This is a genomic window from Nitrospira sp. (assembly GCA_024998565.1).
Lineage (GTDB): Bacteria > Nitrospirota > Nitrospiria > Nitrospirales > Nitrospiraceae > Nitrospira_A.
Window position 1 is genome coordinate 45,484 of the sequence record JACOEM010000014.1, and the last position, 19,737, is coordinate 65,220.

General features: G+C 59.5%; 18 protein-coding genes. 16 read left to right on the plus strand and 2 right to left on the minus strand.

Annotated features, from left to right (window positions below; translation table 11 throughout):
* The first annotated feature begins 8 nt into the window (after positions 1-8).
* The 8 genes from H8K11_18200 (at position 9) to H8K11_18235 (ending at position 5,538) form a co-directional block, all read left to right on the plus strand.
* A complete protein-coding gene (locus H8K11_18200) occupies positions 9-1,121 on the plus strand; it encodes a flagellar basal body P-ring protein FlgI (GenBank protein MCS6265680.1) in 1,113 nt (370 codons plus the stop codon).
* Positions 1,122-1,157: 36 nt separating this feature from the next.
* Positions 1,158-1,469: a rod-binding protein gene (locus H8K11_18205; protein MCS6265681.1), complete on the plus strand. Its 312-nt coding sequence runs from the start codon at positions 1,158-1,160 to the stop codon at positions 1,467-1,469.
* Positions 1,470-1,573: 104 nt separating this feature from the next.
* A complete protein-coding gene (flgM, locus tag H8K11_18210) occupies positions 1,574-1,879 on the plus strand; it encodes a flagellar biosynthesis anti-sigma factor FlgM (protein ID MCS6265682.1) in 306 nt (101 codons plus the stop codon).
* A 73-nt stretch (positions 1,880-1,952) separates the two neighbouring features.
* Positions 1,953-2,405, plus strand: coding sequence for a flagellar protein FlgN (locus H8K11_18215; protein ID MCS6265683.1), 453 nt, complete (start codon positions 1,953-1,955; stop codon positions 2,403-2,405).
* Between the two features lie 11 nt (positions 2,406-2,416).
* The gene (gene flgK, locus H8K11_18220) at positions 2,417-3,811 is read left to right on the plus strand and encodes a flagellar hook-associated protein FlgK (GenBank protein MCS6265684.1); all 1,395 of its coding nucleotides are present in this window, start codon (positions 2,417-2,419) and stop codon (positions 3,809-3,811) included.
* A gap of 31 nt (positions 3,812-3,842) precedes the next feature.
* On the plus strand, positions 3,843-4,733 hold the full coding sequence (flgL, locus tag H8K11_18225; protein ID MCS6265685.1) for a flagellar hook-associated protein FlgL: 891 nt from the start codon (positions 3,843-3,845) through the stop codon (positions 4,731-4,733).
* A 73-nt stretch (positions 4,734-4,806) separates the two neighbouring features.
* Positions 4,807-5,052 (plus strand): carbon storage regulator CsrA, encoded by a 246-nt coding sequence (gene csrA / locus H8K11_18230; protein ID MCS6265686.1) that lies wholly within the window; start codon positions 4,807-4,809, stop codon positions 5,050-5,052.
* A 9-nt stretch (positions 5,053-5,061) separates the two neighbouring features.
* A complete protein-coding gene (locus H8K11_18235; protein MCS6265687.1) occupies positions 5,062-5,538 on the plus strand; it encodes a flagellar assembly protein FliW in 477 nt (158 codons plus the stop codon).
* A 300-nt stretch (positions 5,539-5,838) separates the two neighbouring features.
* Here H8K11_18235 and H8K11_18240 read toward each other — a convergent pair whose 3' ends face one another.
* Both H8K11_18240 and H8K11_18245 read right to left on the minus strand, forming a co-directional pair.
* Positions 5,839-8,691, minus strand: a complete 2,853-nt coding sequence (locus H8K11_18240; GenBank protein ID MCS6265688.1) for a response regulator — start codon at positions 8,689-8,691, stop codon at positions 5,839-5,841.
* Positions 8,688-9,941 carry a DUF3391 domain-containing protein gene (locus H8K11_18245; GenBank protein ID MCS6265689.1) on the minus strand — a complete coding sequence of 418 codons (1,254 nt, stop codon included), beginning with the start codon at positions 9,939-9,941 and terminating at the stop codon, positions 8,688-8,690. The genes H8K11_18240 and H8K11_18245 overlap by 4 nt, the downstream gene beginning before the upstream one ends.
* Before the next feature lie 210 nt (positions 9,942-10,151).
* Here H8K11_18245 and H8K11_18250 point away from each other — a divergent pair, with 210 nt between their 5' ends.
* The 8 genes from H8K11_18250 (at position 10,152) to H8K11_18285 (ending at position 19,696) form a co-directional block, all read left to right on the plus strand.
* Positions 10,152-10,865 (plus strand): flagellar brake protein, encoded by a 714-nt coding sequence (locus H8K11_18250; protein ID MCS6265690.1) that lies wholly within the window; start codon positions 10,152-10,154, stop codon positions 10,863-10,865.
* Positions 10,866-11,061: 196 nt separating this feature from the next.
* Complete coding sequence (locus H8K11_18255; GenBank protein ID MCS6265691.1) at positions 11,062-12,255, plus strand: DegT/DnrJ/EryC1/StrS family aminotransferase; 1,194 nt, start codon at positions 11,062-11,064, stop codon at positions 12,253-12,255.
* A 52-nt stretch (positions 12,256-12,307) separates the two neighbouring features.
* Positions 12,308-13,255 carry an NAD(P)-dependent oxidoreductase gene (locus tag H8K11_18260; protein MCS6265692.1) on the plus strand — a complete coding sequence of 316 codons (948 nt, stop codon included), beginning with the start codon at positions 12,308-12,310 and terminating at the stop codon, positions 13,253-13,255.
* Between the two features lie 30 nt (positions 13,256-13,285).
* On the plus strand, positions 13,286-14,356 hold the full coding sequence (locus H8K11_18265; protein ID MCS6265693.1) for a kinase: 1,071 nt from the start codon (positions 13,286-13,288) through the stop codon (positions 14,354-14,356).
* A 2-nt stretch (positions 14,357-14,358) separates the two neighbouring features.
* Positions 14,359-15,120: an NTP transferase domain-containing protein gene (locus tag H8K11_18270; protein ID MCS6265694.1), complete on the plus strand. Its 762-nt coding sequence runs from the start codon at positions 14,359-14,361 to the stop codon at positions 15,118-15,120.
* Positions 15,120-16,340: a pyridoxal phosphate-dependent aminotransferase gene (locus H8K11_18275; GenBank protein MCS6265695.1), complete on the plus strand. Its 1,221-nt coding sequence runs from the start codon at positions 15,120-15,122 to the stop codon at positions 16,338-16,340. Before H8K11_18270 ends, H8K11_18275 begins: the two co-directional genes overlap by 1 nt.
* Before the next feature lies 1 nt (position 16,341).
* A complete protein-coding gene (locus tag H8K11_18280; protein ID MCS6265696.1) occupies positions 16,342-17,832 on the plus strand; it encodes a radical SAM protein in 1,491 nt (496 codons plus the stop codon).
* Positions 17,833-17,857: 25 nt separating this feature from the next.
* Positions 17,858-19,696, plus strand: coding sequence for a thiamine pyrophosphate-binding protein (locus H8K11_18285; GenBank protein MCS6265697.1), 1,839 nt, complete (start codon positions 17,858-17,860; stop codon positions 19,694-19,696).
* Positions 19,697-19,737 lie beyond the last annotated feature (41 nt).

Below are 19,737 nucleotides of genomic sequence, written 5' to 3' on the forward strand. Positions count from 1 at the left end.
CGGTGGGCATGCTGGCCTTCCTCACGATCACGTTATTTACGGCCTCATTGGCGCAGGCTGTTCGAGTCAAGGATGTGGCCACAATCGAAGGCGTGCGCGAAAACCAGCTGATCGGGTATGGATTGGTCGTCGGTCTCGACCGGACGGGTGATCAGGTCATCGGCGGCCAGTTCACGATTCAAGCCATGATGTCCATGTTGAACAAAATGGGTATCAATCTGGTGATCGATCCCATCCAGTTGCTCACCCGCAATATTGCATCGGTGATGGTGACGGCGAAGCTCCCGCCGTTCGTGAAACCCGGCATGACGCTGGACGCGGTCGTCTCTTCCATGGCCAATGCGAAAAGTCTCCAAGGCGGCACGTTGCTCTCCACGCCGCTGAAGGCGCCGAACCAACAGGTATTTGCGGTCGCGCAGGGGCCTGTCTCCATCGGCGGATTCCTGGGCGGGACCGGCGGGGCGGGCGGCGCGACGATCACCAAAAACCATCAGGCCGCCGGAGTGGTGCCTGCCGGTGCCATCGTGGAAAAAGAGCTGGTGGTGGATATCGAGAACTGGGACAGTGTCTCCGTGTTGCTGCGACACCCCGATTTCACCACCGCCATCAGAACGGCCGAAGCGATCGATGGAACGTTCGGGAAGGGTACGGCTGTTCCGGTGAATGCGGGCCTCGTGAAAACGTCGCTTCCCGCAACCTTTCACGGCCGAGTCGTGGAATACATCGCCACCATGGAGGGATTAGACGTGACCGTCGATGTCGCCGCCAAAGTGGTGGTGAACGAACGGACCGGCACGGTGGTCCTGGGTGAACATGTTCGACTCTCCACCTGTGCGATCTCCCACGGCAACCTGACGATCTCCGTCAAGAACACGCTCAACGTCTCGCAGCCTCCGGCTCCGTTGATCGGCTCGACACAAGGGCAAACGACGGTCACTCCCGATGTGCAGACGGAAGTCACCGAACAGGAGTCGCGACTGATCGTGGTCGATCAAACGGTGACGCTTGGAGAAGTCGTACGGGCGCTCAACGCGGTGGGCGTGACTCCACGAGACCTCGTGGCCATCCTCTCGGCCCTGCGTTCCGCGGGAGCACTTCAAGCAAATCTTGAGATTGTCTAAGAAAGGGTCGCGTCTCCAATGGAAATACAGCATCTGATGTCAGGACAACTCGATCTGGCCCAAATGGCGACTCCACAGCCGCTTGGATTCCGCGGTCCGGTCGAGCAAGCGCCGGCAGGGGAGAAGGCCCGCGCGGCGCTCCATAAAGCCGGGCAGGAGTTTGAATCGTATTTCATTTCCTATCTTATTAAAAATATGAGGGAAACCGTTCCGAAGGGACTCCTGGACCGGAAAAACGAGCAGGTCTGGTACTCCTTTTACGATCAAGAAATAGCCAAGTTATCCACAGAAGCAGGGGGGATCGGCATTACGGCATTCGTCGATGCCTATGCAGAAAAACTTCCTTAATTCGATCGCTTTTCCTAAAGTTCCCGGCCGGTCCCGCCGATAGAGTACTCGACTAGGGGAAAGGCCTTTCGGAACACCCTGGCAATGGGGGAGGAGAAGCAGTCATGGAGATCTCACATAATGGCCGGGCGGCAGATCTCGCGAAAATCCTGTTGGGAGTTCAGGACACTGAACGGACACACAACAAGAAGACCGCGTCTCAAGGGACGCAGTCTCAGGATCGTGTCCAGATTTCCGAACAGGCCAAAGAACTCCAGCGTCTGAGGGCGGCAGCGGAACAGCCGGACGCGGAGCGTGATGCCAGAGTCGGTCACATTCGTCAGTCGGTCGAAGGGGGCACGTACAACGTGGACGGTAAGAAGGTTGCGGATGCCATCATTCGTAACGTCCTGACCGACGCGGTCCTGTAACGCCCTTCGCGTACGGCTCGACTCTTCGATCACGCGGCCTCACATGGCGGAACCGTTCGTTTGAAGGGGAGACATGGTGTCGACCGCACAGCAGCCACTTGCCACAGTCTCCGACTCCCTTCTGTGCCACATGCTCGACAAACTCACGGCCTTTCAGGCTCTGCTGATTGAAGAGCAGGATGCCATTCGGTCCCTTTCCTTCGGACAATTCACATCCGTGACTATGCGAAAAGCTCACCTATTGGATGAGATTCGAGAATTGGAGCAGCAACGCCGAAACGAGTCGACGTTGTCGGCTTCGTATAGCTCGCCGTCCTCGCGCAAGCAGCAGGAGGCCGATCTTGTCGCGGCCATCGAGCAGACGGATCGGCTCAACCGGTTCAACGCCGCCCTGATCGGGCAGTCGCTCGAGTTCTTGCAAGGCACGCTCCGCATCTGGCAACGCTCACCGCAGTCGGCGGCACTGTATTCGTCCTCGGGCACCGCAGTAGCCAGCACAGGCGGCAGGGTGAGAGCCAAGGGATAACGGGTGATCGTATGTCGGGACTCAACGGACTATTCGGTGTAGGTTCCAACGCGCTGGCCAGTTTTCAACGGGCGATGTCCGTCACCGGGCAAAACATCGCCAATGTCAGCACCCCCGGCTATTCCCGCCAGGAAGCTGTTCTGACCGAATCCCTCCCGGAAAACGGACGCCCCGGCCAGATCGGAACCGGCGTCCAGGTATCGGAAATCCGCCGCTCCGTCGACAGTTTCGTTGAACAGCAACTCCTGAGCTCAAATGAACGGATCGGGCAATTCGGCGCGTCGCAGAAGGCCCTGTCGCAAATTCAAATCCTCTTTAACGATGCGAATGATCAAGGCATCGCGGCGGGGCTCAACGAATTCTTCAAGGCCTGGCAGGACGTGGCGACCAATCCGGCCGATCTGACCGCGCGCACGGTGCTCCTGACCAAAGCCGACGGGCTGACCAAACAGTTGAACCAGGCGTCATCGCAACTGTCGGCGCAACGGATTTCCCTTGATGGACAAATTGGGAGCGGGATCAACGACATCAATTCGCTCGCGAGCAAGATCGCTGATCTGAACGGCCAGATCAAACTGACCGAAGTGAGCGGGCAGCAGGCCAATGATCTGCGGGACCAACGAGGCCGGTTCCTGAACGACCTCGCCGGACTGGTGGATATTTCTTCGATCGAGGATGGAAGCGGGCAGGTCACCGTTTTTGTCGGGGTCGGCCAAATCCTTGTGACCGACCACACGGCATACAAACTCACGGGCGTTCCCGATGTGACCAACGGTGGATTGCTCGACGTGCGGTATGACGGCGGGACCGGCCCCAACACGGATATCACCTCTTCGATCAGCGGCGGTCGCCTCAAGGGATTGATCGACGCGCGTGATACCACTGCCGCGGGGCTGCAAACTTCTCTCGACACCCTCACGTCGCAGCTCGTGTCGCAAGTGAACACTCAGCATCGTTCCGGTTATGGATTGGATGGATCCACGACACAGGATTTCTTCACGGCCACCGGGACCACGGCCAGCACGATCAGCATGGCCCTGACGGATCGCCAGAAAATCGCTGCCTCTTCGACCGCAGCCGGTGTGCCCGGCAATAATGTCAATGCCCTCGCCCTGGCCAACCTGCAAACGGCTTCGGTCGCGGGCTTAGGAAATACGACTTTTCAAAGCTACTACGGCGCCATGGCCGGTAGCTTCGGCGCCACCCTTCAAGGGGCCACCCGGGACCTGCAAGGACAGGAGATTCTCCACGATCAATTGCTGGCCCACCGAGCGGAAGTCTCCGGGGTCTCGATGGATGAAGAGCTCATCAATTTGTTGAAGTATCAGCGTGCGTTTCAGGCCGCTTCAAAGCTGATCACCACCAGCGATGAAATGCTGCAAACGATCTTGTCTTTGAAGCGATAACCCTCTTGTCACTTCACCGGGAGCAGGCATTATGAGAGTCGCCGATCAACAGATGTACAACACCCTACTCGGCAATCTCCAACGCTCCCGCTTGCAAATGCTGACCTCGCAGGAGCAGATCTCCAGCCTAAAGCGGGTCTCGACTCCCGAAGACGATCCGAGCTCGTACGGCCAGATCGTGCTCGACAAGTCCGCGCTCTCGCAAACGACGCAGTGGGTTCGCAATATTAATTTCGGGACCGCACGCGTGAATGCCGCCGATCAGGCGTTGGGACAGGTCCAGAACCTGATCACCAGAGTGCGGGAGTTGACCATTCAGGCAAGCAGCGACACGACGTCAACAGAAGGGCGTCAGAGCATCGCCAAAGAGGTCCGGCAGCTTCAGCGGCAACTGGTTCAACTGGGCAACACCGAAGTGGCCGGGCAGGCGATCTTCGGCGGGACGAAAACGGATGTGCAGCCCTTCACGATCACCTCAGGGGATACGGTCGCCTATCAGGGCAACAGCGAGACCCAGTCGATCGCGGTCGGTGAAAATCAAACCGTGCAGATCCTGGTGCCGGGAAGCAGCATCTTCACCGGGTCGACGACCAACATGTTCGATTCGCTGCGTGACCTGCTCACGGCCCTGGAAAGCGACAATCGCGCCGGCATTCAAGCCGGCCTGGGAAACCTGGATTTGGCGACGGCTCAAATCAGCGATGCGCAGGGCACCGTCGGCGCGCTGGCCAATCGCCTCCAGGTCACACACGACGCCTTGGATACGGCCACCTTGACCATCACAAAATCCATCTCGGACAATCAGGATGCGGACCTGGCAACAGCCATTACCCAACTCCGTCTCCAGGAAGTTGCCGTGCAGGCCGCCAGTCAAACCTTCACCAAAATTTTTGACTCGTCGTTGATCAACTATCTCCGCTGATCGACGCTCAAGTTCACCTTTATCGAAACCGATATATCCATGTACTTGTATTCACACGCCAAGGAAGGCTTGTATGCTGGTCTTAACACGACGCCGGGGAGAAGGCGTGACCATCGGGCCCGATGTTCGCATCGTGGTGCTCGGCATCAAAGGCGGCCAGGTCCGGCTCGGGATCGAAGCCCCGCCCAATGTGCAAGTGCATCGCGATGAAGTGCATGCGAGGATCCAGGACGAAAATCGCATTGCCGCCGGGCCGGGGGTGATTCCGTTGGAAGCGTTTCGTCAATTGTCGAACAAAACAGGCCGCCGTGGAGGTTGAGGACGCGTCATGAAGTGTCGGTCGACCAGATTCGGGAATTTTGAGGTGAATGACGACACACTCCTGGTGTTTCCATCGGGCATCCTCGGCTTTCCCGAGTGGAGTAAGTACGTGCTGCTCGACCACGATACCGAGGCCCCGTTCAAGTGGCTGCAATGTGTCGAAGAACCGCAGCTGGCTTTCGTCATCCTGGACCCGGCCTTCTTCAAGCCCGATTATCAGATCGAGGTGTCGTTGGATGCGCTCATCGAAATTCAAAAGCAGGACGGCGATGAACTGTCCGTCGTCACGATCCTGACCATTCCCTCGGACGATCCCACGGCCGTGACGGCCAATTTGCGGGGACCGCTGGTCATGAATCACCGGACCAGGCTCTGCAAGCAATTGGTCCTCTCGGAGGAGTGGCCGACTCGATATCCTCTCTTTTCCGCCGCCCCCGCACAACGCCCCTCTCCGGCGGCTCCGCTTCAGGCGACGGCCCGCTAAATCACGCCTTACTCATTTGCACACCAGGATCGACGTGCCGCTGTCGCCTGGACGATCACCGGCAGGCTTCGCAAAAGCGCCTTCCTCATAACCCGTCGTTCGTGACACGCCGTTCGTCTCTCGTCCGCAGAAACGAGCGTATGGCCAGAAATCGAGAGTGGGGGCCTCTACTCTCAGCTATACGTTCTGACCGGGACGAGATACGCTTCACGCTTCGCGGATGTCGAAAACGCCGCTGCCGGACTGTTTCCGCAGCCTGCCGACAAGCGCGCTGTGGTTGTCCGACGTACGGTGAATCGACTAACGGGGCTGAGCCGGGTCGGTTGGTGTCATTTGACGCTCGAGCACGGCGACGAGTTGCTGAACCGTACGTTCGAGCTGGGAGAAGAGGGCAGGGGCTTCGGCGAGCGTCCCGAGACGTCCGTTGGCCTCCAACTGACTGGCCACGAGCACCACTTCCGGTGCGCACAAGTTGCCTGCCGTGCCTTTGAGGCTATGAGCCGCCCGCTCAAGAGCGACGCCGTCGGCTTGCTTGATGGCCGCTTCGATCTCCTGGACCATGATCCGGTGTCGCTCCAAGAACAGACGAATCAACTGATCGAACAGATCCACATCGCCGCCGATATTGACCAGCATCGTGCTCGCGTCGAACACGCGGGCATCGGTCTTCGTCATTTCACGGGGAGGCGTCGGGGCCGGTGCATGGTCCGGTGTCGCGAGGGGAGCCCACCGCTGCAAGATTCTACCGAGATCGTCGGTCTTCACCGGTTTGGAGAGATAGTCATCCATACCGACGGCTTTGCAGCGCTCGCGGTCTCCCGGCATGGCGTTCGCCGTCAGCGCAATGATAGGGATATGGGCGCGGGTGCCGGATGCGGCGGGCTTCTGTTCCTGCTCGCGAATGCGGCGGGTCGCCTCATATCCATCCATCGTCGGCATCTGACAGTCCATGACGATCGCGGCATAGAGACCTCGTTCAAATGCCGCCACGGCCTCCTGGCCGTTCGATACAATGTCCGGCTGATACCCGAGGCGGTCCAGCATACGCACGGCCAGCTTCTGGTTCACCACATTGTCTTCTGCAACGAGGATACGCGGGCGGGCACGCTGTTCGGCCAAGGTGTGACGGGTGATCAATGTCGGGGCGATCGTCGGTCCCGCCGCCACCCCTGGAGCGGTGGCGGTGGCTGATCCCTGCAGACCGAACACGACGCGGAGACAGCCTTGAAGCTGGTCATGACGTACGGGCTTCGTCAGGTAGGCCGTAAAGCCTGCGCGCCGCGCTCGTTCGGCATGCCCCGGCTGGATCAGGGAGGTCAAGACGATCAAGCGAACCCCGGCACCCTGAGGGTGGGCTCTGATCTCCTGAGCCAGTTGAAGTCCATCTTTCCCCGGCATCAGCATATCGAGCACCGCCGCATCGTAGGGCCGGCCCTGTGCGGCAGCCTGTTCGAGCATCAGAATGGCTTCATCGGCATGACGCGCCTGGCCGTCCTGCATCCCCCAGCCTGATACGAGATGATGAAGAATGGTGCGATTGGACTCATTATCGTCCACGATCAGAATACGGCGATTGCTCAACTCGACCGAAGGAACGATGGCCGGCGCACAGACCGCCTGCTTCTGAAATCTCGCCGTGCACCAGAACGTGGTGCCCTGGCCCGGTTGGCTGCGCAGCCCGACCTGACCACCCATGAGTTCCACCAATTGTTTGGAGATGGCGAGCCCCAGTCCCGTCCCTCCGTATTTTCTGGTGGTGGAACTGTCGGCTTGGGTGAAGGCCTGGAACAGCCGTGACTGCACGTCTTCGCTGATGCCGATGCCGGAGTCCGTCACTTCGAACTTGATGATGACCTCGGAAGGGGAGTCGCGTTCCAGAAAGGCCTGCAACGTGACTTCTCCTCGCTCGGTGAACTTGATGGCGTTGCCGACGAAATTCGTCAGCACCTGACGCAGCCGTCCGGGGTCGCCTCGTAACGCGTTCGGCACGGCGGCATGGACGAGGCCCGTAATCTCCAGGCCTTTACGCTGAGCCCGTTCCGCGAACTGAGACAACACGTCCTCAACGGTCGTACGCAGATGAAAATCGAGGTGTTCCAATTCCAACTTGCCCGCCTCGATCTTGCTGCATTCCAGCACATCGTTGATGAGCGAAAGTTGCGCTTCTCCGCATTGCTGAATGGTATTCGTGAAAGACCGTTGCTCTTCGGTCAACGGTGTCTCCAGCAACAAGCTCGCCATCCCGATCACGCCGTTCATCGGCGTGCGCAATTCGTGCGTGATCATGGCTAGAAACGACGACTTCGCCCGTGCCGCGGTCTGCGCCTGCTGAAGTGCCTGGTCCAACTGGCGGTTGCTCTCGCGAAGACGATCAGCGGTCTCGTTGAGCGCCCGGTGGGTGGCATGCACTTCACTCAGATCAATGGCAAAAGCCCGCACGAGGCCGTGTCCGGGGACCGGGCAGAGAGTCCAGCTATAACAGGCTTCGCCTCGCACGACGTCCTGGGACGTCAAGGTTCGTCCTTCCAATAAGCAGGTCGCGACAAGCGCGGGGAGGTTGTCCGGAAGGATCTCCGGCTTTCCTGCAAGGTCGTATCCGAAGCGACCGAGTACGTCTGCCATGGCCGGATTCGCATAGACCAGATTTCCGTGCCGGTCGATTTCCACGATCGGATAGGGACTTTCCTCGGCCACTTCGGCCAGACGGTCACGATCTTTCTCCAATTCGACTTCGCGTGACACATCGCGCAAGGTCATCAACGTGGCGACCGAGGGAATTCCGGAGATGCGAAGGTGTTGCCATTCGATCACAGTGGAATTGCCGGTTTCGCTCTCATCGTGACTGGCCGCCTGGCCGGCGTGAGAAAACGGCTCGTCAGGCAGTTTCACGATTCCCGTGGCGCGAAGCGAGTCGCTCAGATCGAGCCGCTGACCGAGGAGATCCGACAGCGCTTGTCCGGCACAGCCCCCCGGAGATCGCCTGAACAGACGAGCAGCGGTCCGATTCGCGAAAATAACGGTTTGCTCGGCCCCCAGAAGACAGATGCCCAGCGGCACCGCATCCCACAGCAGGGTTAAGACCTCCGGTGGGACGGCCAGGCCGGCTGCGTGCTGGGGCTGCGGGGTGCGTGGATGCTGCGGATGATTCGTCACGAGCGAGCACCCACGGCAGGTTCAAGGTAGTGCGGGAGATCGACCTGTTCCAGTTTTGGATCCAATGCCCGAAGAATGGTGCGGGTCGGTTGGTCGGGCGGTTGGTTTTGCAGGTCGACTTCGAAAGGCTCCTGCTGACTCTGCCCTTCAGCTCCCTTGATAATTCGGATACGTGGTCTCAACCGGTCTTCATGATTCAGACCGACGACCAATGCGCATTCATTGGTATTCAGCTTGATGAGACTCCCCAGAGGGTAGACGCCCAAGGCCTTGATGGCGACCTCCACCAGCGTCTTCTCATACCGGCCTTTCGCTCCCAAGACGAAGAGCTGCCGGATCGCATCGTGCGGCAACAGCGGCGGACGGCCATGGCGCGCACTGACTAAATCGTCGTAGCTGTCCGCCAAACCCACCAGTTGCGCCAACGTGGAGACACTGTCGTGCTTCAGGCGTTGAGGAAACCCGCTCCCGTCCTGATATTCATGATGTTGCAGGATAATGCGAGAGACCGCATCGGGGACCGTGCCCACTTGAGCGAGTACGGTAGCCGCCAATTGCGGGTGCTGTCTCATGAGGACCTGCTCCTGATCGGTCAGCGGGGTGGTCTTTCGATACAGGTTACGCGGGAGCCGCACGTAACCGATGTCGTGAAGCAGAGCCCCCAACCCGAGCGCTTCCAGATCGGCTTCCGCACAGCCGTTTTCCACCGCCAGAATGAGCGTGAGCACGCAGACATCCATGCCATGGCTGGCGAGGGTGGCGTCGAAACGTCGGACTTTATCCAGACAGAACTGGATCAGCATCGCTTCCGGCTGTGCCACGATCTGCTCCAGGAGCCTGCTCACGATCGGCTTCAGGGCCGCGATCTTTGGCGGGTTACCCGCTTCGAGGTCACTGAAGACGCGTTCCACGGCAGCCATGCTTTCCCGATAGGCTGCGGCAGCCACTGCAGCGTGCGAACTCTGCTCGCTCTCCTGCGGCACGACGGCTTCAACATTGGCCGGCGGCGGTTCTTCCGGAGGAGGCACGGCGGCCGGCGCTGGCGGGGTGGCAGCCCCGACGTCCAGCCCGCGGTCAGTATCGATGGTGACGACGAGGATGCCATGGCGTTTGAGTTGCACGATGTCGTCGGGATTTGAAACCAACCACTTATGGAGGAGAAACGGAGTGCGGTACCAAGGCTGATCCAAACCGGCGATAAACATGCCGACGGTGAGCTGATCGATAGAGATGTGCTTTGTCGAAGCCATATCAGAGCTGTACCTACTGCCAACACGGATTGGATTGAGCGCAGTGTTTCCGGTGATTCATCTATGATGTAACGTTCATATCGGTTGATCAGAGGCCGGTCTTTACCTGTGCGACCACTTAGATCCACCGGTTCCTTCAGGTCTTGCGAAAGGCGACCGATAGAGCTGACGAGGGTGCGTCTACGCACCTGCAGGGTGGGGGAAGAGTCTATGAGCGAACTGGTTATTCATCGTCATCCGTCCTCGTTTCTGTCGGTCGGTCTCTCGCTTCAGCTCAGCGTGTCGCAGGACGACACGCGGGGGCAATACGGCTCATCGGTCCTGGGGTGGAAACACCGGAGCTGGATCGTCTGTGAATGGCCGTTTCATTTGGGGCAGCCGGTTCCTTGCGTGAAAGGAACCATCTGCCTGCTGCGGTACATCCATGAAGGAAACATGATCGGATATCGCACGAAGGTGCTGGACACGCAGATGCAACCCTTCCCGTTTCTGCTGCTCGCATTTCCCTCCGAGCTGGAAGAGGTGCCGCTCCGGAAGCACGGGCGGGTATCGGCCCAGGAGCCGATTGTCTTGTCTGTCGTGCAGGAGTTCGCATCCAACCTGCCAAATGAACCCCCGATCCGAATCGGCGGGCTCCTGAAGGATTTGAGTGCCTCCGGCTGCGCCGTGCTCATTCAACGTCCGGTACAGGACTTTTACCCGGGGATGGCTCTGCTTGTTGAGTTTGAAATCACCGGCACCGGACACGTCAACAATCTGACAGGGGTCGTCCGAAACCTGTCACCGCAGGCCGACGGAACGCATCTTGGTCTGGAGTTCCGGTTCGACGGCAAAGAAACGATCGAGTACCGGGGCTGGGGAGGATCAGTGCGGAACGCGCTTGAATCCTTCGTACATCGTAAACATACCTTCGAGTCCGCCTAGACTGCAGCGGTTGCCGATGACTGGGAAGTTTTTGCCCGGTCCTGTGCCGCCACTCGCTCCCAACGCCCGGAAATCCCGTCGTTTCAATTCCTCCCGCCATACACGCCAGTGGCATACATCTTGATTGGTATCCCGTTGCCACACCTCGTCCTGTGAGGGACGCAGGCCATGTTCAGGAGCAAGAGGGACGACAATCATGACGCTTCATACACAGAGTGCCAAGCTCAATCCTCGCTGGTGTCTCGCACAGGATACGATCGACCGGCAGGATATCGACCATTTGATCGAGTGGCTGCGGACCTATCCTCGCCTCACCAAGGGGGCGGTGACCCTCGACTTTGAACGCCAATGGTCGGAATGGCTGGGGCGTCCCTATTCGGTACACTGCAACTCCGGTTCGTCGGCCAATCTGTTGATGTATTACGCCTTGCTGCGCTCCGGCAAGCTGCGCAACACGAATGTGATCGTCCCGAGTGTCGGATGGGTGACTTCGATCGCTCCGGCGATTCAATTCGGCTTCACACCCATCATGTGCGAGGCCGATCCTGATACCTTCGGACTTGACCTCAATCATCTGGAAGACCTCTTACAACGCCATGACGCGCAGACGGTATTACTCGTTCAAGTGCTCGGCGTCCCGCATCGCATGCAGGAACTGCAGACCCTGAAGGACCGATACGGGTTTTATCTGCTCGAAGATGCCTGCGCCGCCATCGGAGCGGAATATGGCGGCAAGAAGATCGGCACATTCGGCGATATGGCGAGCTTCTCCTTCTATTTCGGCCATCAGATGTCCACGATCGAAGGCGGCATGGTGTCGACCAGCGACAAGCATCTGGCGGACATGCTCCTGATGCTGCGCAGCCACGGGTGGAGCAAGGACCTCGACCAGAGTAGTCATCAGGCATTGGTGACGCAATACCAGGTCGACGATTTCCACTCGCCCTTCGTGTTTTACGAGCCGGGCTTCAATCTCCGCTCAACGGATCTCAATGCCTTTATCGGCATCGAGCAACTACACAAACTGGACTGGATGACCGGGCAACGTCAGGCCAATCATGAACGATACCTGCAGCACTTGGGCGGGCGGTTCTATACGCAGCGCCCGCCGAAAGGGAGCAAGGTCGCCAGCATCTCCTTCGGGCTGCTCGCGGATTCGACGGAGCAACGTCGTCGAATTGTCCGGGCGTTGGTCGCAGAAGGAGTGGAAACGAGAATCTTCTCCGCCGGCAACCTAGGGCTCCATCCTTTCTGGATGAACCGCTACGGGAAGGCCAGTTTCCCTGTCGCGGACCGCGTGCATCATTGCGGCTTCTTCCTGCCCAATCACGCCTCCATGAACGAACAGGATGTGGCTCACATCGCACGGATTGTCCTGGAGGCCGCGTGACAGCATTGGTGTATGTGAGCAGCTATGTATTCACCGTGGAGCTTGTTCGATCATGACGACAGCCTCGACCCATGTGCTCGTGACCGGCGGCGCCGGTTATCTCGGCTCCGTGCTCAGTAAACGTTTACTGGAACGTGGCTACAAGGTCACCGTCCTGGACAATTTCATGTATCGCCAAAACAGTTTGATGGATTGTTGCGGCGAGGAGGGCTTCCAGGTGGTGCGTGGCGATTGCCGCGACGAACGCCTGTTGACCGATCTCCTGCGAACGGCCGACCTCATCATTCCGCTTGCGGCGCTGGTCGGGGCACCGCTCTGTGACCGTGATCGCGTCGGAGCCTACACGGTCAACTTCGAGGCCGTTCAGCTCTTGTGCAAACTGTCTTCTCCCCGGCAGCGGATCATTTTTCCCGTCACGAACAGCGGCTATGGCATCGGGCAACCGGGCGTACCCTGCACGGAGGAGTCACCGCTACGCCCCATCAGCCTCTATGGCGAAACCAAAGTGAAAGCCGAGCGGGTGGTGTTGGACCGCGGAAACGCCATCACGCTGCGCCTGGCCACGGTGTTCGGCGTATCGCCCAGAATGCGCATGGATCTGCTGGTCAACGATTTCGTCTGGCGCGCCGTGCAGGATCGCGCCGTCGTCGTATTCGAAGGACACTGTAAACGCAACTATATCCATATCCGGGACGTCGTCCGGACGTTTCTGCATGCCATCGATCATTTCGACGAGATGAAAGATCGTCCGTATAACGTGGGCCTGGACGATGCCAACCTCTCGAAACTCGAACTCTGCCAGGTCATCCAAACGCTCATTCCGCATTTCGTGTCGTTCGAGGCGCCGATCGGCGAGGACCCCGACAAGCGCGACTATATCGTATCCAATCAGCGTCTATTGGCAACCGGGTTCAAGCCGGAGTGGTCCTTGGAACGCGGCATTCGTGAGTTGATGAAGTGTTACACGATCATCAAAGCCGGTCAGTATGCCAATGTCTGATTCGGAATCGGGTGGACGGGGAGGGCATCGATGATTATCAGTCGAACACCGTTCCGGATGTCCTTCTTCGGCGGGGGTACCGATTATCCCGTGTGGTTCCGTGAACATGGCGGCGCCGTCCTCGCCACGACCATCGATAAGTATTGCTACATCAGCTGCCGCCGCCTGCCGCCGTTTTTCGAGCACCGGTCGCGCATTGCCTATTCACGCATCGAGTTGGTGAAGAGTCATGACGACATCGAACATCCAGCCGTTCGCGGAGTCCTGAAGTATCTCAACATCAACGACGGCCTGGAGATTCACCACGACGGAGACCTGCCGGCCCGCACGGGGTTGGGATCGAGCTCGTCGTTCACGGTCGGCCTGCTCCACACGCTGTACGCGCTGCAGCACATCATGCCCAGCAAGGACCAGCTGGCCCAAGCAGCCATCCACGTCGAGCAGAACGTGCTGGGCGAAGCCGTCGGATGCCAGGATCAGGTCCTCGCGGCGCATGGCAGTCTCTGCAAGGCCACGTTTTTTCCGAACGGAGAGATCGGCCATACCCCCATCATCATGCAGCCCGACCGGCTTGCCGCTTTCCAAAGCCACCTGCAGCTCTACTTCACGGGCTTCTCCCGAATTGCCTCGGAAGTGGCGCGGGAGCAGATCGATCGCACGAAGCAACGCACAGCCGAACTGTTTGCCATGTTGCAGATGGTGGAGGAGGGCATCGCAATCCTCACCGGCGGCGGCGATCTGGCTGCGTTTGGAACCCTGCTCCATGAAGGCTGGATGCTCAAGCGGCGCCTGACGTCACGGATCACGACTCCGGCCATCGACGAGATTTACACGGCGGCAAGAGCGGCCGGCGCACTGGGCGGAAAGTTGCTGGGCGCCGGAGGCGGGGGGTTCATGCTCCTGTTTGCCAAGCCCGAGGACCATGAGCGGATTCGCCTGGCGCTGCCCGGGTTGTTACAGGTTCCGTTTAAGTTTGAGGGTCTGGGGACACAGATCGTGTTTTATCAGGAAGATCATCTCATGCTCGACGACGTGTGGGCGCAGCACTCGGCGGATACGGCCTCCCAGTTGAAGGCCGCGTTACTCGGAAAGGCGGCGTGACAATGGGCCGGTTCGCGGACTGCGATGTGGTCGTTCTATGCGGGGGACTCGGTACACGCCTGCAATCGGTCGTGGCGGATCGCCCGAAATCGATGGCGGAGATTCATGGCCGCCCGTTTGTGGCGTGCCTCGTCGAACATTTCCTGCGGCACGGCGCCCGGCGATTCATTTTCAGCACCGGATATAAGGGCGACATGATCGAGGACTGGTTTGGGCGCCATCGCGGCGGGTATGAAACTCTGTTCGTCCGCGACCCCGCTCCGCTGGGGACGGGCGGAGCGGTCGCGCAAGCCATGAAGCTCGTTCGCAGTAATCCATTTTTGGTGCTGAACGGAGACTCGCTCTGTGAGCTCGATCCGGAGCGACTCCTGCGATTCCATACCCGTAAACGCGCTCGCGTGACGATCGCGGTCACGCCAGCCGATACACGCGAAGATACCGGAGCCGTCACGTTAGGGGAGGACGACCGCCTCCTGTCCATGGTGGAGAAGCCGCGCCGCAGAATGACGGGTTATCACAACGCCGGCATCTATCTGTTCGATCGTACCGTCGAAGCGTTGTTTCCGAAGAGTCATTCCTGGTCCCTGGAGCGCGAGTTACTTCCGCTGCTGATCACCGAACCCTGCTATGGATTCGTCACAGCCAGCCCCCTGTACGACATCGGCACCCCAGAACGCCTCGCGCATTTTCGCGAAGTCTGGAAAGATCCGTCGGTCCATTATCCGGTCATGTCCATGAATCAGGAACAAGGATCGCTGCTGTAATGGCTCATCAGACAGTCCCGGCTTCACAGACACCAGGCCGATTGGCATTTTCAGCGCGGGGCGAGCGCCTGATCGGGCAGGAGATGTTTCGGGTCATGGATCGAGCTCAAGCGCTGGAGCGGCAGGGGCACCGCATCTATCACCTGGAACTCGGGAGTCCCCGCATGGCTCCGCCGGGTGAGATCGTCGACGGCACCGTCCAGGCGCTCCGCGAGAAACAGCTGGGGTACGCGCCGATGGCCGGCGTGAAGGAATTACGTGCCGCCTTGGCGGCTCGATATACCTCGTTAACGGGCGAGGCGTTGACGGACTCCCAGGTCGTGATCAGCCCGGCGAATCTCCTGATTCACCAGTTTCTGGACATCACCTGCAATCCCGGCGACCGCGTGGTGCTGTTCACGCCGGCGTTCCCCTCCTACTGGGCCGCTGCGGCGCATCAGGGACTCCAGGTCAGGCCGGTGCTGCTGTCTGAGCGCGACGGATTTCACCTGACCCGACAGGCTATCGATGACGCGCTGGCTGCCGAACCAACAGCGATTGTCGTCAACAATGCCAACAACCCGACGGGGGCCCTATACGATCCGATGATCCTGCGCGCGCTTGCGGAGCGTTGTGAAGAGGCGGGGATCTGGCTGTTAAGCGATGAAACCTACGCCGATCTGACCTTCGATGGCTCGTTCTTTACCCTCGCCTCGGCGCAAGCCGGATATGTCGTGGCGATGTCGTCTTTTTCAAAAGTATGTTCGATCCCGGGCTTTCGCACCGGATATGCCTTTGCTCATGAGGCGGTGGCGGCGAAACTCGCGCTCTCGAATTCGACCCTCTATTCCTGTCTCCCTCTGTTCACTCAACTGGGTTGCCTCGCCGGCATGAAGGTGTTCGACGCGTATGCCAGCGAGGTTCGATCACGGGGCGCCCGGCTGATCGGATCCTGCCATAACCGCATCAATCGCTCCGGCATCCTGCATTGTCACAAGCCGGAGTCCGGGTTCTATTTGTTTGTCGATATCGCGCGCACCGGACTCGATGACATGACGTTTTGCCGCCGACTGCTGGACGATCACCAGACGGCGGTCACCCCGGGACGTAGTTTCGGCGAGGCCTACGCGTCGTTCATTCGCATTGCCGTGTGCGGGCAGGAAGAGGATGTGGACGAAGGCCTGTCGCGCACGATCGCCTTTGCGCAACAACTGGGAGGTTGCCGTGTCCAAGCCGCTTGACGTGTTGCTGGTCACCCCGCCCAGCCGGGTGCAGGTCTACCAGGACCTGAGCCAAGACCTGGCCGCCATTGAACCACCGGTCTGGTCGGGTTTGATCGCGACGTTCTTGCGCCAACACAGCTGCTCCGTTGCCATTCTGGATGCCGAGGCAGAGGGGTTGAACCACCAGCAGACGGCGGAGCGGATCGCCGTCATCGCGCCGCGACTGGCAGTCTTCGTGATCTATGGGCAACAACCCTCCGCGTCCACGCAATGTATGCCGGCCGGCCGGAAGGTGTGCGAAATCCTCAATACACTGGCCGATATTCCCACGCTCGTCATGGGAACGCACCCCTCGGCACTGCCGAAACGGACCCTGTTGGAAGAACCGTATACCTATGTCTGCCAGGGAGAAGGCCCCTCCACGATTCTCGGTCTGGTGATCGCCCTACGCGCGCCTCAACATTCGCTCCGCGAGGTTCCCGGCCTCTGGCACATGGAGCAGGGGGTGCCGGTCGGGAATGCTCCGGCCCAATTGCTGACGAATCTGGATCGCGAGTTGCCGGGGCAGGCCTGGGATCTCCTCGATATGACCCGGTATCGCGCCCACAACTGGCACTGTTTCGGGAATCTGGAAGCGCGTGCGCCCTATGCGTCGCTGCAGACCAGTTTGGGTTGCCCGTTTACCTGCTCTTTCTGCTGCATTAATGCGCCTTTCGCCACGCCGATGTTGCGAGCCTGGAGCCCGGACAACGTCATTGCGCAGATCGACCGGCTGGTCCAGGACTATGGTGTCAGTAATATCAAGATCCCCGATGAAATGTTTGTGCTGAACCGGCGGCATGTCATCGGCATCTGCGATCGCATCATCGAACGAGGATACCGGCTCAATATCTGGGCCTACGCCCGCGTGGACACGGTCCAGGATGAAGTGCTGGCGAAACTCGCGCGGGCGGGATTCACCTGGCTGGGGCTCGGGATCGAATCCGGAAGCCAGCATGTCCGCGACGGCGTCGAAAAAGGCCGCTTCGGGGAACGGGACATTGTAACGACGGTCGACAAGATTCGCTCGTACGGCATTCATGTGGCGGCCAACTATATCTTTGGCCTACCCGACGACACGATGGAGAGCATGCGCGCCACGTTGGACCTGGCCCTCACGCTCAATACGGAGTGGGCCAACTTCTACTGTGCGATGGCGTACCCCGGTTCACCGCTGTACACGCTGGCGAAGCAGAAACAGTGGGCTCTGCCCGATGACCAGGGGGGCCCCGGATGGATCGGGTACGCACAACATGCCTACGACTGCCGTCCCTTGCCGACCGACCATCTCACGGCGACGCAGGTCCTGGCATTCCGGGATCGGGCTTTTATCGAGTATTTCACGCATCCACAGTATCTGAACATGTTGCACCGCACGTTCGGCCCGCACGTCGCGACACACGTTGCGGACATGTGCCGGCGCCAGGTCCGGCGCCGGTATCAGGATGAGGCCACGAATGCAGCTGCCTAGCGGGAGAGAGGGGAAAGGAACGGTCATGATCAAGGTTGCGGACTACATCATCCATACATTGGCGGAACGGGGAATCGACAAGATGTTCGTGGTCTACGGCGCGGCGAACGGCGACCTCATCGATGCGTTCACCCGCACCGCCGCCACGGAATATGTCGCCGTCATGCATGAGCAGGCCGGCGGGTTTGCAGCCGAGGCCTATGCCAAGGTGAAGGGCGTGCCCGGTGTCGCCATCGCCACGAGCGGACCGGGCGGGATGAATCTCCTCACGGCGATGGGGAACTGCTTTTATGACTCCGTGCCCTGCGTGTTTCTGACCGGCCAGATCAACTCCCGGTTTCTCCGGCCCGACCCCGCCATTCGCCAGATCGGATTCCAGGAGACGGACATCGTCGCCATGGCGGCTCCGGTCACGAAGTACGCCAAGATGATCGTCAAGCCCGAAGACGTGCGATATGAATTGGAGAAGGCGCTGTGGCTCTGCCAGGAAGGACGGCCGGGACCGGTGCTGCTGGATATTCCCCTCGATGTCCAAAAGACACTGATCGATGCCAAACAGCTCATCGGGTTTGAGCCTCCTGCTGCCGCAAGCTTCGATCTGACCGTGGTCGATGAGCAGATCGTCCGCTTCATCACGGAGCTCCAACATGCTGAACGACCGGTCATTCTCGTCGGCGGCGGCGTGCGTCTCGCGAATGCCCAGGATGATGTACGCGCCTTGGGGCGGCGGCTGAACGTGCCCTGCTTTCCGACCTGGAACGCCTTGGACGTGATCAGCTCGGACTACGAAAATTACGGCGGACGGGTAGGAACCTACGGGGGAGCCGGCCGGAACTTCGGCATTCAGAACAGCGACTTGCTGCTGTCCATCGGCAGCCGTATCTCCGGCCGTATCACCGGTGGCAATGTCCAAAGCTTTGCGCGCCAGGCTAAGAAGTATCTCGTCGAAATCGACCCGGCGATGGTGCAGCGGAAGTTTCAGCAGGTGCCGTTCGATGTGAACATTCTCTGCGATGCAAAGGTGTTCACTCAGCGCCTGTTGATTGCCCTGGATCGCCGCAGCAAACCGCTGCCCGACTATTCGGGGTGGACAGAACGGGTGATGGAGTGGAAACGCCAATATGACCCGGTCCGGCCCGAGTTCTTCGACCAGCGCGAGCGGGTGCACCCCTATGCATTCATGCGCCGCCTTTCAGAAAAGATGGGCGCCACGGATATTCTGGTCGGGGACTGCGGCGGGAATATTGTCGTGAGTAACCATGCCTTTGAAACCAAATACGGGCAACGGAATCTCACGAACAACGGCAACTCGCCGATGGGGTTCTCCTTTGCCGGAGCGATGGGCGCCTGGTTTGCCGCGCCAAGCCGTCAAGTGGTCTGCACGATCGGGGACGGGGGCTTCAACATGAATCCCCAGGAACTGCAGACGTTCATCAACTACGGCGTGAAGGTGAAGACGTTCATCCTCAACAACCACATTTACGGCATCACCAAAGCCTATCAGGAAACGAACTTTCAAGGCCGCGCCGAGGCCTGTGGCCCGAAAGGGTACAACCCGCCGGACTTTCTCAAGATCGTGCAGGCCTACGGGATCAAGACCGTGGCCATTCGCAACCATGCCGAAATGGACGCCAAGATCGACGAGGTGCTCCGGTTCGACGGTCCCGTGGTCTGTGATGTGGATATGCATGAATTCCACACCTACGAGCCCAGGATCTTCGGATGGAAGACACCGATCGAGGACATGTATCCCTATCTGCCTCGTGAAGAATTCCGTGCCAACATGGTCATCGAGCCGGCGGAAGGGTGGATGAACCCGGAATACCCCGACGTGGTTTGCCGGAACGATCGGTCACAGCCGTAAGGGGTGGATCGTCACGGTGCGCCGGGTCTGTTGAGTCGATA